The sequence below is a fragment of the Streptomonospora litoralis genome, assembly GCF_004323735.1.
In the GTDB taxonomy this organism is placed as follows: Bacteria; Actinomycetota; Actinomycetes; order Streptosporangiales; family Streptosporangiaceae; genus Streptomonospora; species Streptomonospora litoralis.
On sequence record NZ_CP036455.1, the window covers coordinates 5,709,970 to 5,724,192 of the forward strand.

The following is a 14,223-nucleotide window of genomic DNA, read 5'->3' on the forward strand; positions in this document are numbered from 1 at the left end:
CGAGCGGCCCGACGGCCGAGCCCGGGTCTTTGGAGGAGCCGCCGACGCTCCCCGCCGGCGGCGCCTCCCCATGGCCGAAGAGGCACTCGACGCGGTGGAACGGGCCGAGCCCGGCACCGAGCCGGAGCCCGGCCTGCACACCGACCACGACCCCTCCGATTACGGCGACCTGGGCACCGCCGACCGCCCCGGAGAGGCGGGCAACGAGATCGGCGGTGCGGCGCACGCCGCACCGGGCAACCTGATGCGCTCCAGCGCGGTGATGGCCGCCGGCACTGTCGTCTCGCGCGCCACGGGCTTTATCCGCACCATCGTGCTCGCCGCCGCGTTGGGCACTCAGTTGCTGGGCGACGCGTACCAGACGGCCAACATGGTCCCCTTCGCCGTCTACGACCTGCTCATCGGCGGCCTGCTGGCCAGCGTCTTCGTGCCCTTCCTGGTCAAGCGCAAGAAGGTCGACTCCGACGGCGGCACGGCGACCGAGCAGCGGCTGTTCACGGTGATCCTGGCGGTGCTGGCCGTGATCACGCTGGTCTCCGTCGCGGCGGCGGAACCGCTGATCCGTGTCTACGCAGGCGATTTCACCACTCCGCAGCACGAGGCGGCCACGCTGCTCGCCCGGTTCCTGCTCGGCCAGATCTTCTTCATCGGTGCCAGTGGCATCGCCGGCGCCATGCTGAACAGCCGCAACCGGTTCGGCGCCCCGATGTGGGCGCCGGTGCTGAACAACCTGGTCATCATCAGTGTCGGGACCGCGTTCCTACTCGTCACGGGTTCCCAGAACACCCCCGGGTCGGTGACCGAGGCGGAACTGACGCTGCTGGGCCTGGGGACCACCCTCGGACAGGTGCTGCAGGCCGCCGTGCTGGTGTGGGCGCTGTTCGCCGCGGGTTTCCGCTGGCGGCCGCGGCTGGACCTGCGCGGCTCCGGGCTGGGCGAGGCCGTGCGGACGGCCGCGTGGATGATGCTCTACGTCGGTGTCGCCCAGACCGGTCTCCTGGTGACCACCAACGTCGCCACACGGGCCGGGGTGCGCGCGGCTCAGGCCGGCGAGTCGGCGGCGGGGGCCGGGATCACCGCCTACCAGTACGCGTCCATGCTGTTCCAGCTGCCCTACGCCATCATCGCGGTGTCGGTGATCACCGCACTGCTGCCGCGGATGAGCGCTCACGTCGCCGACGGGCGCAAGGACCTGGTGCGCACCGACTTCTCGCGGGGGCTGCGGCTGTCGGCGGTGCTGATCGTGCCGCTGTCGGTGGCGATGGTGGTCTTCGCTGTGCCCTTCTGCGTGCTGATCTACGCCAACGGGAGCACATCGGCCGACGACGCCCGCGCCATCGGCCGGATCCTGATGGTGTTCGCGGCGATGCTCATCCCCTTCACGCTGTTCCAGCTGCAGATGCGCGTCTACTACGCGCTGGGCGACACGCGGACCCCCTCTCTGATCGCGCTGCCGGCCGAGGCCGCGCACGCGGCGCTGGCGATCACCCTGCTCCTGACGGCCCCGGCGCAGCTCGTCGTGGTTCTGCTGCCGATCGCCTACGGCCTCTACTACGCGGTCGGCTCGGTGCTGGCGTGGCGCGGGCTGCGGGCCCGGATGAACGGGCTGGACGGCCGGCGCATTCTGCGCACTCTGATGCTGCTGTACGCGGCCACCGTGCCCAGTGCGCTGTTCGGCTGGGCCATGGTGCGGGCGGTCGGCGTGCTGCCGGGAACGGTGTTTCCGTCGCTGCTGGCCATGGCGGTCGGCGGCGCAGTGGGCGCACTGCTGTTCATTCTGGTGGCCAAGCGCCTCGGTGTGACCGAAGTCACAACATTCTTGGAAATGGTGCGTAGCCGCCTGCTGCGCCGCTGATCAACGGGCGGACATGACCCTGCGTAATCGACATAAGGACCTGAATGCTCACTCATCCGCCCACACCTGTCCACCGAAGGGCCCGTGCGGGCGTCCTAGCATGGGACGGCAGTTCTATGCCGCCGCCCACGAGTTTTCTGAGCTGCCCGAAGGGAGGTTGGGGACAGGCACCGACACGGCCGCAACCACCCCGGGCCCTACTCCAGCGGCATCTCCCGGCGGTGGCCCGCTGCGGCCGTCGCGTCCGTCACTCCCGGCATGAGCACCTTCATGATTGAGCCAGGCGCCCGTCTCGCAGGCCGCTACCGACTCGACAGCCAGGTAAGCCAGACCGCAGGAGCCACCCTGTGGAAGGCGACCGACGAGACCCTGGCCCGCCTGGTCGCCGTGTGGACGTTCGCCGAGGGCTTCCCGCGCACCGGCGAAGTCGTCCGGGCGGCTCGCGCCACCAGCCGCATCGCCGACTCCCGCGTCACCCAGGTGTTCGACGCCGACGACAGCGGCCCCGCTCCCTACGTGGTCGAGGAATGGGTCGCCGGGCAGTCGCTGGCCGACCTCCTCGCCCAGGGCCCGCTGCCCCCCGAACGCGCCGCCGGGCTGATCGCCGAGGCCGCCGAGACCATGGCCACCGCGCACGCGGCCGGGCTGTACCACCTCAACCTCACCCCCGGAAAGCTCATCTGGAGTCTCGGGGGCGCCATCAAGGTCACCGGCATCGGCGTCGACGCCGCGCTGCGCGGCATCGGCGCGGACAACCCGGCGGCGGCCGACGCCCAGGGGCTCGGCCGGCTGCTGTACGCGGCCCTCACGGCCCACTGGCCCGACGAGGCGCGCAACGGGCTGCGGCCCGCTCCGGTGATCGGCGGCGCGCCGTGCCAGCCCAGCCAGCTGAACCCCGCCATCTCCCAGTACCTCAACGACCTGGTGTGCCGCTCGGCGTTCCTCGCCCCGCTGCGCGGCGGCGCGCTGACCGACGCACGCGAGATCGCCGACGCCCTGGCGAACGTACCGCGCATGGTCCCGCTGCCGGTGTCGCCCCCCAACGCGCCGATGACCCCCGAGCCCCCGCGCGGGACCTCGCGGCGTTCCGGGGAGTTCCAGGCGGCCTCCGAGGCGCCCCCGACTGCGCAGCGCCAGGCCCCGCCTCCGCCCCCTCAGCAGCAGGGCCGCCGCCGCTCGGGCGTGCCGCCCGCGGTCAGCCGCGCCCTGGTGGGCGCGCTGGCCCTGATCGTGTTCGTCGGAGTCGTCTGGGGCGCGTGGACCGTCGGCACCAGCATGAGCGGAGGCGGCGGAAACGGCGGGGAAGACGGGCAGACGTCGTCGGGCGGCCAAGAGGACCAGGCGCCCGAACTCACCGTGCTCAAACCGCAGTCGGCGGACGGCTTCGACCCGCTCAGCGATGCCAACGATGAACACAACGAGATCGCCGGCCAGGCCATCGACGGCCAGGGCACCACGGGGTGGCACACCGAGGGCTACGACACCGCCGACCTCGGCGGCCTGAAGTCGGGTGTGGGCCTCATCGTCGACCTCGGGCAGCCCGCCGAGGTGCACGACGTCTCCCTGAACCTGGGCCAAGGGCCGCACGACCTGCAGATCCTCGTGGGCGATGCCGCCGATCCCGCGGCGCTCGGTGCGGGCGAATCCCCCGCGGCCCAGAAGAGCGGCGTGCAAGGCGAAGTCGACATCGGACTGGCCGAACCTGCCACGGGCCGCTATGTCGTCGTATGGTTCACTAGTCTGCCCAGGGACGACGTTCGATACCGGGGGACCGTCAACGAGGTCGAGCTGCGCGGGAAAACGTGACTACGGTGATTGACGCGGTTCAGGAGCTCCCCGACAAGGAGCTGTTGTCCAGGCACGCTCAGGGGGACGACCAGGCTTTCGGTGAGCTGGTCAAGCGCCACCGCGAGCGCATGTGGGCTGTCGCGATCCGTGTCCTCGGCGACTCCGAGGAGGCCGCCGACGCCCTGCAGGACGCCTTCCTCTCCGCCTTCCGCGGTGCCCACCGCTTCCGGGGCGAGGCCCAGGTCAGCACATGGCTGCACCGCATCGTCGTCAACGCCTGCCACGACCGCATGCGCCGCAGGATGGTGCGCCCCGCCGTCCCCACCGACGACGCCACCCTCGACGTCATCTCCAACGAGCGGACCAAGGCGAGCACGCCCGACCCCACGGGCGGCAGCGATTCGGCGATGGACGTCCACGCCGCGCTGGGCAGGCTGCCCGAGGAGCAGCGCCTGGCACTGGTCCTCGTCGACATGATCGGCTACCGCGTCGACGAGGCGGCCGAGATCCTCGAAGTCGCCCCCGGAACGGTGAAAAGCCGGTGCGCACGCGGCCGCGCGAGACTTCTGCCATATCTCACGCATCTGCGGAACCCTGAGCACGCGCGAGACGTCACATCCCCGAGAGGAGGTGACAGGGCATCGTGACGTCTCATGTGGACGCGGAGACTCTCGCCTTGTCGGCCGAAGGGCTGCTGGAGGACACCGAGGAGAGCACCGTCCAGCGGCACGTGGCCGATTGCGCGGTATGCGCCGCGCAGCGGTCCGAGCTGGCCGAAGTAACGCGGGTCTTGGCAGAGGTGCCCGCAACACCTCTACCCGACGACGTGGCGGCCCGCCTCGACGACGCTTTGCGGGCCGAGGCCGACACCCGGCGCAACGGCGGCGGACCCCCCGAGCCGGAAAGCTCGACCGGCGGCGGGGCCGCCGCGGGCGGAGGCGGATCGGCTGCCGGCGACGGTGCCGGTGTCGTCCCCCTCCACCGCAGGTTCGGCTCCTCCCACCGGTGGATCAACTACCTGGCGGTCGCGGCGGCCGCCGTCGTGGTGGTAGGAGGCGGTTCCGCCGTCGTGCGCAACCTGGCCACCGGCGAGACGGCCGGGGCACCGCTGGCAGGACCCGGCGGAGGCGTCGCAGAATCCTCCACGCACGGCGAATCCGCACTCAGCTACCACCCGCTCGTCGTCAGGAGCGGGACGGTCTACTCCGAGGATCGGCTGAGCGAACAGGCGGCGGCCGTGCTCGACCGGAGCGACACGACGGCCCCGCAAGGCGCTCAGGGCGACGCTGAGGGATCGGGAGCGGGCGACCGACCCCAGACCTCGGAGGTCTCCTCCGAGGTCTCCTCGTGCGTCCAGAAGCTCGCCGGTGAGTCCCGCGTGCGTCCCGTACTGATCGACTTCGCCGAGTTCTCCTCCGGCGCCGAGACGAGTGGTGCCTGGGTCATGTACTACGGCTCCGAGCCGGGCAGCGAGGCCCACGGCTCCTACGACGTGAAGGTCGTCGCGCCGGAGTGCGGCGCGGAGGGCACGGCAGCCGACCAGACCGTCCTTGCGCGGGCGACCGTTCCCGCGCCCTGACGCCGCCCCGTACTCGAACCTCCGGCCCCCGCCGCGCTGACGCCGGCGGGGGCCGTTTCGCGTGCGACGGAGTATCGCCGGCGAACGGGGAGCAGCCGCTAACGACGGCGACCATCGTCCGGGGCCTGGCGTTCCAGGGCGACTCGCCGCCGAAACGCCAGGTCGACATGTCCCCCGGCACCGTCGGGAATCAGCCGGGCCTACCATCTGTTGGGAGAAGCGACTTTCCCCGCGGGCAGCCGCCATCGCCCTGCCCGCCGAGCCGACCGGAGGGCGACGATCGTGAGCGACGTCCGCAACGTAATCATCATCGGATCGGGCCCCGCGGGCTACACCGCGGCCGTCTACGCCGCCCGCGCGGAACTCCGTCCCCTGGTATTCGAGGGCGCGATCACCGCGGGCGGTGCGCTGATGAACACCACCGACGTCGAGAACTACCCGGGGTTCCCCGACGCCATCATGGGTCCTGACCTGATGGACAACATGCGCAAGCAGGCCGAGCGCTTCGGCGCCGAACTGGTGGCCGACGACGTCACCGAGGTCGACCTGGAGGCGACCCCGAAGGTCGTCAAGGTCGGCGACGAGGTCCACCACGCCAACACGGTGATCATCGCGACCGGCTCGGGCTACCGCGAGCTGGGCGTGCCGGGCGAGACGGAGTTCTCCGGGCGCGGCACCTCCTGGTGCGCCACCTGCGACGGCTTCTTCTTCCGCGACCAGGACATCGCCGTGGTCGGCGGCGGTGACACCGCCATGGAAGAGGCGACCTTCCTCACGCGCTTCGCCCGCTCGGTCACGATCATCCACCGCCGCGGCGAACTCCGCGCGAGCAAGATCATGCAGGAGCGGGCCTTCGACAACGAGAAGATCGGTTTCCTGTGGAACACCGAGGTGACCGAGGTCGTCGGCGAGTCCAAGGTGACCGGGCTGCAGCTGCGCAACACGGTCACCGGCGAGGAGAGCAAGCTCGACGTCACCGGTCTGTTCGTCGCGATCGGACACGACCCGCGCGTGGAGCTCTTCCAGGGCCAGCTCGACTTCGACTCCGAGGGCTACCTCGCCGTCGACTTCCCCAGCACCCGGACCAACATCCCCGGTGTCTTCGCCTCGGGCGACGTCGTCGACCACAACTACCGCCAGGCGGTCACCGCCGCCGGCACCGGGTGCGCCGCCGCGCTGGACGCCGAGCGCTACCTGGCCGACCTGGGCAAGTAGCGCCGCCCGCCCGCGCGCACCGGCTTCCACGACCCACGCCACCGATGAGACCCATGCGACCTAGGAGGAGTTCACCATGGCCGACCTGAAGAACGTGACCGACAACAGCTTCGAGACCGACGTGCTGAAGAGCGATAAGCCGGTGCTGGTCGACTTCTGGGCGGAATGGTGCGGTCCCTGCCGCCAGGTCGCTCCGATCCTGGAGGAGATCGCCGCCGAGCACGGCGACAAGCTGGAGATCGTCAAGCTCAACACCGACGAGAACCCGGAGACCTCACGCGAGGCGGGCGTCATGTCGATTCCGATGATGAACGTCTACCGGAACGGCGAGGTCGTGAAGCAGATCCGCGGCGCCAAGCCCAAGCGCAAGCTGCTCCAGGACCTCGAAGAGTTCATCGGCTGAGTTCCCGCGGCGGCGCCGGCGACCGGTCGGCGTCCGCGCCGGGTTTCACGTGAAACCGCATGCGCCGGTGCCGCGCCGACGGATCGGTCCGACACACGAAAGCGGCCCCGAGAGACGGTATCTCGGGGCCGCTTTCGTGTGTCGGGCGCTGCTCCTGCGCGCCGGGGCGCGCGGGCGGTCGCGGTCAGAGCGAATCGCGCAGAGGCTCGAAACCGGCGGCGAAGGCCTCGCCCGGACAGGAGGTGTCCCCGGGCCAGTCGCGGTGCATCGCCACCCCGCGCACCCGGGCGGTGGCACCGGTGACCGGGTTGGCGTAGGCGACGGTTTCCCGCGGATCGACGCCCGCCAGCGAGCAGAGCGTCCTCAGCACCTCGACCAGCCGCTTGCGTGCCGGATCGCTCGGGCCGGACTCGGTGAAGTCGCCGAGCAGGCAGACACCGATATTGCCGGCGTTGTGTCCGCCGACGTGCCCGGCCGTTACGCACCGGGCGCCCTCGGGGCCGGGGGTGATGCCGAAGGCCGACGGCTCTCCCCCGGCGAAGCGCCCCTCGTAGACGGTGCCCGCCGGATCGATGACCAAGTGGTAGCCGATGTCGCCCCAGCCGTTCTCCACGGCGTGCAGGCGGTAGACGGAGCGCATGCTCTCCGCCGGGTCGGGGGCGACCGCCAATGCCGTGTGGTGCACCGTGACCGTCTGCACCGGATGGTGGTCCCGCGGCCACCGCTCCGTTCCCGCCGGGTCGAAGCGCAACCGCTCATCCGCGGCCCACCCGGCCCGGCGCACATAGTCGAAGCCCACCGCGCCTGCCGCGCGGCCGCGGTCACCCGCGGCCAGCGTCCCCCGTGTCGCAGTGCTCATCAGATCCCTACGCCTCCTGCGGATGCCATAGGTGTTCGTGTTTCACATGAAACGGGGGTGCGGACCGCGCGGTCCGCACCCCCGTTTCATGTGAAACATTCCGCCACTCGTCGGCCGCCGGCCGTGGAGTGGCGCCGCGTCGTTCGGCGCCGGAGAAAGCGCTTGGCCGACGTGTCGACAAAACGGCGAGTCTCCACTCGGGAGAGAACGCTACTCTTCGGTGGCCGAGTTCGGTGCCATCGCGGCGATGATGCGCTCCAGATCCTCACGCGTGGCGAACTCGACCACGATCTTTCCCTTGTTGCGCCCCTGGTTGATCTTCACCCGGGTGTCGAAGGCGTCGGAGAGGCGTCGCGACCACTCCTCCATCTCCGGGTTGGGAGCGCTGCGCGCCGGTGCGCGACGCGGTGACGACCGTTTCTCGTCGGTCTCGCCGAGGGTGATGATCTCTTCCAGCGCCCGGACGGACAGCCCTTCCTCCACGATCCGGCGCGCGAGGCGGTCCTGAGTCTCCGACTCCTCGACGGACAGCAGCGCGCGGGCGTGCCCGGCGCTCAGCACCCCGGCAGCAACGCGGCGCTGCACCGACGGAGACAGGTTGAGCAGGCGCAGCGTATTCGTGATGTGCGGGCGTGAGCGGCCGATCCGCTTGGCGAGTTCGTCGTGGGTGGCGCCGAAGTCGTCCAGCAGCTGCTGGTAGGCGGCGGCCTCCTCCAGCGGGTTGAGCTGCTGCCGGTGCAGGTTCTCCAGTAGCGCGTCGCGGAGCAGTTCGTCGTCGGTCGTCTCGCGGACGATGGCCGGAATGGTCTCCAGGCCGACTTCCTTGCTGGCCCGCCACCGGCGCTCGCCCATGATGAGCTCGTAGCGCCCGCCTTCGAGTTTGCGGACGACGATGGGCTGCAGGAGCCCGACCTCGGCGATGGATGCGCGCAGCTCCTCCAGGGCCTCTTCGTCGAAGTGCTGGCGGGGCTGCCTCGGGTTGGGGGTGACCGCACCGACCTCGATCTCCTCAAGGTAGGCGCCCCCGATGGCCTGAGCCTCGGCCGGCTGCTCCGCGCCCACGTCGGGCGGAGCGTCCAGGCTCGCTGACTCGGGCGCTTGGGGTATCAACGCGCCAAGGCCCTTGCCCAGACCGCGCCGCTGCTGGCTCACCGACGTCTCCCTTCACGTCTCATGATCGGTTTCCGGCGCCCATCTTCGCCCGGTGAGCGATCTCGCGCGCCGCCTCCATATAGGAGACCGCACCGGTGGAGCCCGGATCGTAGGTCATCACGGACTGCCCGTAGCTCGGCGCTTCCGATACACGGACGCTCCGGGGCACCAATGTCTTGAGTACCAGATCGCCGAAGTGTCCGCGTACTTCATCCGCAACCTGGGATGCCAGCCTCGTCCGCCCGTCGTACATGGTGAGCAGGATCGTGGAGATCTCCATCGCGGGATTCAGGTGCGACTTCACCAGCTCCACGTTGCGAAGCAGCTGCCCGAGACCTTCCAGTGCGTAGTACTCGCACTGGATGGGGATGAGCACCTCCTCGCACGCCACCATCGCGTTGACCGTCAACAGCCCGAGGGAGGGCGGGCAGTCGATCAAGATGTAGTCCAGTTCGCTGCTGTCGTACGCGGAGAACGCCCGCTTAAGCCGCGACTCGCGCGCGACGAGCGAGACCAATTCGATCTCGGCGCCGGCGAGGTCGATGGTGGCGGGGACGCACCAGAGGTTGTCGATATCGGGGACCGCATGGGCCAGATCGCGGATCTCCTCGTCCTCGACGAGGCAGTGGTAGATGGAACGCGAGTCGGCGTCGCGCTCCATCCCCAACGCCGTCGAGGCGTTCCCCTGCGGGTCGAGGTCGACGACGAGAACGCGGTTGCCGTGCATGGCCAGAGACGCCGCGAGGTTGACGGTGCTCGTCGTCTTGCCGACTCCGCCCTTCTGGTTCGCCACACTGATCACGCGACACTTGCCGGGACGCGGCCACGAAGTGTCACCCTGCCCCCGGACCGACATGGCCGCGCGGGCGGCACGGGCGATGGGCGTATCGAATTCCACCTCGGCGTCCGGTGCGGAGATCACGTCCACATCCGTTTCACGTGAAACCTCGGCAGTCATGGCATGGTCCTCCCAGTACGGAGTTTCACGTGAAACATATGCGCCGTCGGACTGGTTCTGGGGCACGAATGACTTCACCTCTTCCGTCCGCGCTTCTTCCTGGATCCACCTGAAGGGCGTCGCGGCTTGGACGCGCCGGAATGATCGCTCTCAGATGTGACCGTCACGCGAACAACCGTGGTAGCGGGTTCGACTTTACCGCGCCCGACCCGAATCACATCAGCAACGCAGGGGCGTTGTGCCGACAAATCCCCGCGCGCCTCCGCGAGTTCACTCTCCGCCTGCTCGCCCTTCAGCGCCAGGAGACTGCCGCCCTTGCGCAGCAGGGGCAGCGCCCACGCGGCCAACCGCGGTAGCGGGGCGACCGCGCGGGCGGTGACGATGTCGGCTCGCAGGTGCGCGTGGACTTCCTCGGCACGACCGCGGCGCACTTCGACGTTGGGCAGACCGAGATCCTCGATGCACTCCCGCAGGAAGACCGTCCGACGCAGCAGCGGCTCCAGCAGAGTGACCGATAGATCCGGACGCAGAATACCCAGAACCACGCCGGGAAGTCCGGCGCCAGAGCCGATATCGACGACCTGCGCCCCCTCGGGCACGAGTTCCTCGATCACGGCGCAGTTCATCAGATGCCGCTCCCACAGCCGGGGCACCTCGCGTGGACCGATGAGGCCGCGCTCCACTCCGGCGTCGGCGAGCAGATCCGCGTACCGCCCCACGAGCGGTAGCGCGTCTCCGAAGACATGCTGGGCCTGTTCGGGCGGTGCCACCTTCCCCTCAGCACCCGAGGCCATCAGTCACCACCTTGTCCCTTTCAGACCGGTCGGCGATGAATCGACAGGTCGACATGGAGAGAAATCCAGGGAAGTAGATACAGAAGCGCCCCCCACGATCCTATGCGTGAGGGGCGCCTGCGCCGGACATGGATGTTTCACGTGAAACCGGAACGGTACCGGTGGAGCCGCATCCACCGGGCGGGCGTGCGCTGCCGCTGATGCGCCAAGCAGCAGTGCGGCGGCCTCATTCGGCCGGGTAGACCACCACGTAGCGGTTGGGCTCCTCGCCTTCGGACTCGCTGCGCAGACCCGCAGCGGCAACGGCGTCGTGCACCACCTTGCGCTCGAAGGGGGTCATCGGCGAGAGCGGCTTGACCTCACCGGACTTCTTGACGTCCTCGACCGCGTCTGCTCCCAGCCGCGAAAGCGCCTGCCGCCGGGAGTCGCGGTAGCCGCCGATGTCGAGCATCAGCCGACTGCGATTGCCGGTCGTGCGGTGGACCGCGAGCCGGGTCAGCTCCTGAAGGGCCTCCAGCACCTCGCCGTTGTCGCCGATGAGCTCGTCGAGCGTGGCGCCCACGACGGATACCAGCGCACGGTCGCCCTCGACGTCCATGTCGATGTCGCCGTCGTAGTCGGCGATGTCCAGCAGACCCTCGATGTAGTCGGCGGCGATGTCGCCCTCGCGCTCCAGGGCCGCGACGTCGACCGTGCTCTCCTCGGTCTGGCTTTCGGCCGCCGGCGCCTCCGCCACGGCGACGCTCCCGCGCTCGTCCGCCCCGTCCTCGTTGCCGTTGCTCACAGCGAACTGTCTCCTAACGTCTGAGCGGGAACCGCAAGGCGCGCCTCCAGGGCGTGGTACTGCCTGCGCGATCTTCCGGTTCTCCCGATGGCCCTACTTGCGCGGGTTGCCGCCGGTGCGCTTGGCCCGCGACTGCTTCTTCGGCTGCCTACGCTCGATCTTAGGCTCTTCGACCGGTTCTGGCGCGCTCTCTTTGCGCTTGCCGAGCAACCCCTTGGCGGATCCGTTCGGCGAGGCGGTCTTCGCGGCGTCCGCGGCGCTCTCTTCGCCGTCCTTGACCGGCTTGCGGTAGAGGAAGTGCTGCTGGCCCATGGTCCACAGGTTCGAGGTCACCCAGTAGATCAGCACACCGATCGGCATCCCCAGGCCGAAGAGGCCGAAGCCCGGCGCCAGGTACATCATGATCTTCTGCGACTGCGCCATGGGGTTGTCCGACGACGCCTGCATCGGGTTGCGCTTCATGCTCTGGCGCATCGTCAGGTACGTCGTCGTGCCCATGATCACACAGGCGATGACGATGACAGCCTTGGCCATGATGGGGTTGGCGCCGTACTGCTCCAGCTCCTGGTTACTCATGAGGAACTGAGCCGCCAGCGGGGCGTGGAAGATAGCGGCGTTCTGGGCGCTCTCCACCAGCTCGGGGGTGAACCCGTATGCGGCCGTGCCCTGGGCGACGTTGCGCAGCACGTTGAACAGCGCGAAGAAGACCGGCATCTGCAGCAGCAGCGGGAGGCAGCCCATCAGGGGGTTGGTGCCGCTCTCCTGGTAGAGCTTCATCTGCTCCTGCTGGAGGCGCTGCTTGTCGTTCTTGTAGCGCTCCCGCACCTTCATCAGCTGCGGCTGCATATCCTGCATCTTCCGCTGCGTCTGCATCTGCTTGACGAACAGCGGAACCATGATGAGCCGCATCAGGACCGTCAGCGTGACGATGGACAGGCCCCACGCCCAGCCGCTATCGGGGTTGAGCCCGACGGTCGTCAGGGCGGAGTGGATCTCGATCAGCACCCAGCCGACGATGTTGTAAAGCCAGTCCAGCACCGGCCAACTCCCTTTTCCTTCGGTTCAGCTACTGCCCGGGCGGTTCCGGTGCGGTTCCCGGGTCGAACGACGCGCTCCCCCGCCCGGCGGCATCCCTACGCGGGGGGACGGGATCCAGACCGCCGGGGTGGAACGGGTGGCAGCGGGCGATCCTGCGCGCGGCCAGCCACGACCCGCGCGGCGCGCCGTGCACGTGGAGTGCCTCCACCGCATAGGCGCTGCACGAGGGGAAGAAACGGCAGACAGGAGGCAGGAGCGGGCTGATGAAACGCTGGTATCCACGGATGGGCACCACCAGCGCTCTCGCCGCCCGAGTCGGTCGCTCCTCAGTCATGAACCCGCCAGATCCCCGCCGCCGCGCCCGCTCTCCCGTGCACTCGACCCCTTGCGACGGCGTGTCGCATTCTTCCGAGGACGCATCGCCGCTGCGATGGCACCGTCGAGCTGCGCGGCCAACGTGTCGTATCCCAGGGACGCGGCCAGGGGTTTGGCCCGCACTACTAGCAGGCTACCCGCCGGAAGATCCCCGAGCCGCGCCCGCATCAGGTGGCGGAGGCGCCGCTGCACCCGCTTGCGGACCACGGCCTTGCCCACCTGGCGGCCCACGGCGAAGCCGACGCGCGGCGCTGCTTCCGCCTGGGCCGAGTCGGCGGGCGCCGGCAGGAAGGCGACGCTGATCGCCTCGCGGCCGGCGCGCCGACCGGACCGCAGCACGGCGGAGAACTCGGTGCTGCGGCGCATACGGTTCTGGGGCGACAACATCGGATCGGTCCTCGGCGGGGTGAACGCACAACGAAGGCCGGCTGCCGCAGGGGACAGCCGGCCCGCTGATCGATCGGTCGACCGTGGCCGCTACTGGCTCACGGTCAGCCGCGCGCGCCCCTTCTTGCGGCGCGCTGCGACGACCGCGCGTCCGGCGCGGGTCCGCATCCGCAGCCGGAAGCCGTGGACCTTGGCGCGGCGCCGGTTGTTCGGCTGAAACGTACGCTTGCTCACTGCAGGCTCCAGGGGCGTGTAATCGAAGTACTACGGCTGCCCCACGGCAGCGGGGCACGGGCGTCTGCGCTCGTTCGGGGCCGAGGGGCGTCCACCGGGAAAGGCGGTCCCGCGTCGGACGCGGGTGCCGCGGCACCGGAGGCCGCTGGAACGGGACGCCGGGCCTTCCCGCGAGCGCAGACTGATAGCGACCTAAGCATATCGAACATACGGGCCGCCCTTGCACCGGTCAAATCGATCCCCGCCGCCACCTGCCAGGACACCGGACCGGCGACCGCACAGCAGCGCCTTTCCCCAGCTTGTGGACAACCACACGGCCACGTTCTCCACAAGCTGTGCATCTGTGGGTGCCGCCCCTAAGCTGTGGATGACGCGCGAGCCGCGACCGGCGCCGCCGGCGGCCCTCCCCGGGGCGGTTTCCACAGCCCGTGAACACGCACTGCAACCACTGTGATCTGCGAATTGTGGATAACTCTCCATGCGCGGTGCGCATCTGCCAGGCTGTGCAAAACCCCGTGTACAACATGTGGATGATGCCCAGAAGCTGTGGAGGGACACCGTACCCGGCCCGATCCGGACGCCCACGCGCGGCGTTCCGTCGTACACAACCGATCCACAGAACACCGCAGGTTACCCACAACAGACCGTGCCCGTTGTCTCGGCGCAGCCGGGTCCCACAGCCGTCCACACAGCGGGGAGAATGGAACGTCCGGCTCTCGTGCGGACATCCGCCGACGCGACCGAAGGCCCTACGGCGCATTGAGGAGACCAGTGAGAAGGGGACGAACCATGGCAGGTCACC

The 14,223-nt window shown here is 69.5% G+C and carries 15 protein-coding genes; 6 read left to right on the plus strand and 9 right to left on the minus strand.

The window, feature by feature from the left end; all coding sequences use genetic code 11:
• The first annotated feature begins 70 nt into the window (after window positions 1–70).
• From murJ to trxA, 6 genes are all read left to right on the plus strand, one after another.
• On the plus strand, window positions 71–1,855 hold the full coding sequence (murJ, locus tag EKD16_RS24400; RefSeq protein WP_242677486.1) for a murein biosynthesis integral membrane protein MurJ: 1,785 nt from the start codon (window positions 71–73) through the stop codon (window positions 1,853–1,855).
• A 270-nt stretch (window positions 1,856–2,125) separates the two neighbouring features.
• Window positions 2,126–3,661: a protein kinase family protein gene (locus EKD16_RS24405; RefSeq protein ID WP_242677156.1), complete on the plus strand. Its 1,536-nt coding sequence runs from the start codon at window positions 2,126–2,128 to the stop codon at window positions 3,659–3,661.
• A gap of 8 nt (window positions 3,662–3,669) precedes the next feature.
• Entirely contained in the window at window positions 3,670–4,290 is a 621-nt protein-coding gene (sigM, locus tag EKD16_RS24410; RefSeq protein WP_131102917.1) for an RNA polymerase sigma factor SigM, read from the plus strand.
• Window positions 4,287–5,222, plus strand: a complete 936-nt coding sequence (locus tag EKD16_RS24415) for a hypothetical protein (RefSeq protein WP_131101807.1) — start codon at window positions 4,287–4,289, stop codon at window positions 5,220–5,222. Before sigM ends, EKD16_RS24415 begins: the two co-directional genes overlap by 4 nt.
• 282 nt (window positions 5,223–5,504) lie before the next feature.
• The gene (gene trxB / locus EKD16_RS24420) at window positions 5,505–6,437 is read left to right on the plus strand and encodes a thioredoxin-disulfide reductase (RefSeq protein ID WP_131101809.1); all 933 of its coding nucleotides are present in this window, start codon (window positions 5,505–5,507) and stop codon (window positions 6,435–6,437) included.
• Window positions 6,438–6,513: 76 nt separating this feature from the next.
• Complete coding sequence (gene trxA, locus EKD16_RS24425; protein ID WP_131101812.1) at window positions 6,514–6,840, plus strand: thioredoxin; 327 nt, start codon at window positions 6,514–6,516, stop codon at window positions 6,838–6,840.
• Window positions 6,841–7,024: 184 nt separating this feature from the next.
• On the opposite strand, the gene EKD16_RS24430 is transcribed toward trxA, so the two are convergent.
• From EKD16_RS24430 to rpmH, 9 genes are all read right to left on the minus strand, one after another.
• Window positions 7,025–7,699 (minus strand): peptidoglycan recognition protein family protein, encoded by a 675-nt coding sequence (locus EKD16_RS24430; RefSeq protein ID WP_131101813.1) that lies wholly within the window; start codon window positions 7,697–7,699, stop codon window positions 7,025–7,027.
• A gap of 210 nt (window positions 7,700–7,909) precedes the next feature.
• Window positions 7,910–8,851, minus strand: coding sequence for a ParB/RepB/Spo0J family partition protein (locus EKD16_RS24435; RefSeq protein WP_131101815.1), 942 nt, complete (start codon window positions 8,849–8,851; stop codon window positions 7,910–7,912).
• Window positions 8,852–8,870: 19 nt separating this feature from the next.
• Complete coding sequence (locus EKD16_RS24440) at window positions 8,871–9,707, minus strand: ParA family protein (protein WP_207391633.1); 837 nt, start codon at window positions 9,705–9,707, stop codon at window positions 8,871–8,873.
• A gap of 176 nt (window positions 9,708–9,883) precedes the next feature.
• Window positions 9,884–10,603, minus strand: a complete 720-nt coding sequence (gene rsmG / locus EKD16_RS24445) for a 16S rRNA (guanine(527)-N(7))-methyltransferase RsmG (RefSeq protein WP_131101819.1) — start codon at window positions 10,601–10,603, stop codon at window positions 9,884–9,886.
• A gap of 226 nt (window positions 10,604–10,829) precedes the next feature.
• Window positions 10,830–11,339: a Jag family protein gene (locus EKD16_RS24450; RefSeq protein WP_242677487.1), complete on the minus strand. Its 510-nt coding sequence runs from the start codon at window positions 11,337–11,339 to the stop codon at window positions 10,830–10,832.
• A gap of 141 nt (window positions 11,340–11,480) precedes the next feature.
• A complete protein-coding gene (yidC, locus tag EKD16_RS24455) occupies window positions 11,481–12,425 on the minus strand; it encodes a membrane protein insertase YidC (RefSeq protein ID WP_131101823.1) in 945 nt (314 codons plus the stop codon).
• A 28-nt stretch (window positions 12,426–12,453) separates the two neighbouring features.
• Window positions 12,454–12,759: a membrane protein insertion efficiency factor YidD gene (yidD, locus tag EKD16_RS24460; RefSeq protein ID WP_131101825.1), complete on the minus strand. Its 306-nt coding sequence runs from the start codon at window positions 12,757–12,759 to the stop codon at window positions 12,454–12,456.
• On the minus strand, window positions 12,756–13,187 hold the full coding sequence (gene rnpA / locus EKD16_RS24465) for a ribonuclease P protein component (RefSeq protein ID WP_131101827.1): 432 nt from the start codon (window positions 13,185–13,187) through the stop codon (window positions 12,756–12,758). Before rnpA ends, yidD begins: the two co-directional genes overlap by 4 nt.
• Before the next feature lie 90 nt (window positions 13,188–13,277).
• Entirely contained in the window at window positions 13,278–13,421 is a 144-nt protein-coding gene (gene rpmH, locus EKD16_RS24470) for a 50S ribosomal protein L34 (RefSeq protein WP_131101828.1), read from the minus strand.
• Window positions 13,422–14,223 lie beyond the last annotated feature (802 nt).

Excerpts from the sequence above, each read along its gene's own strand:
- murJ (WP_242677486.1), top strand. The coding sequence starts at position 71 with ATGGCCGAAGAGGCACTCGACGCGGTGGAACGGGCCGAGCCCGGCACC.
- EKD16_RS24405 (WP_242677156.1), top strand. The coding sequence starts at position 2,126 with ATGATTGAGCCAGGCGCCCGTCTCGCAGGCCGCTACCGACTCGACAGC.
- trxA (WP_131101812.1), top strand. The coding sequence starts at position 6,514 with ATGGCCGACCTGAAGAACGTGACCGACAACAGCTTCGAGACCGACGTG.
- EKD16_RS24430 (WP_131101813.1), bottom strand. The coding sequence starts at position 7,699 with ATGAGCACTGCGACACGGGGGACGCTGGCCGCGGGTGACCGCGGCCGC.
- EKD16_RS24440 (WP_207391633.1), bottom strand. The coding sequence starts at position 9,707 with ATGTCGGTCCGGGGGCAGGGTGACACTTCGTGGCCGCGTCCCGGCAAG.
- rsmG (WP_131101819.1), bottom strand. The coding sequence starts at position 10,603 with ATGGCCTCGGGTGCTGAGGGGAAGGTGGCACCGCCCGAACAGGCCCAG.
- yidD (WP_131101825.1), bottom strand. The coding sequence starts at position 12,759 with ATGACTGAGGAGCGACCGACTCGGGCGGCGAGAGCGCTGGTGGTGCCC.
- rnpA (WP_131101827.1), bottom strand. The coding sequence starts at position 13,187 with ATGTTGTCGCCCCAGAACCGTATGCGCCGCAGCACCGAGTTCTCCGCC.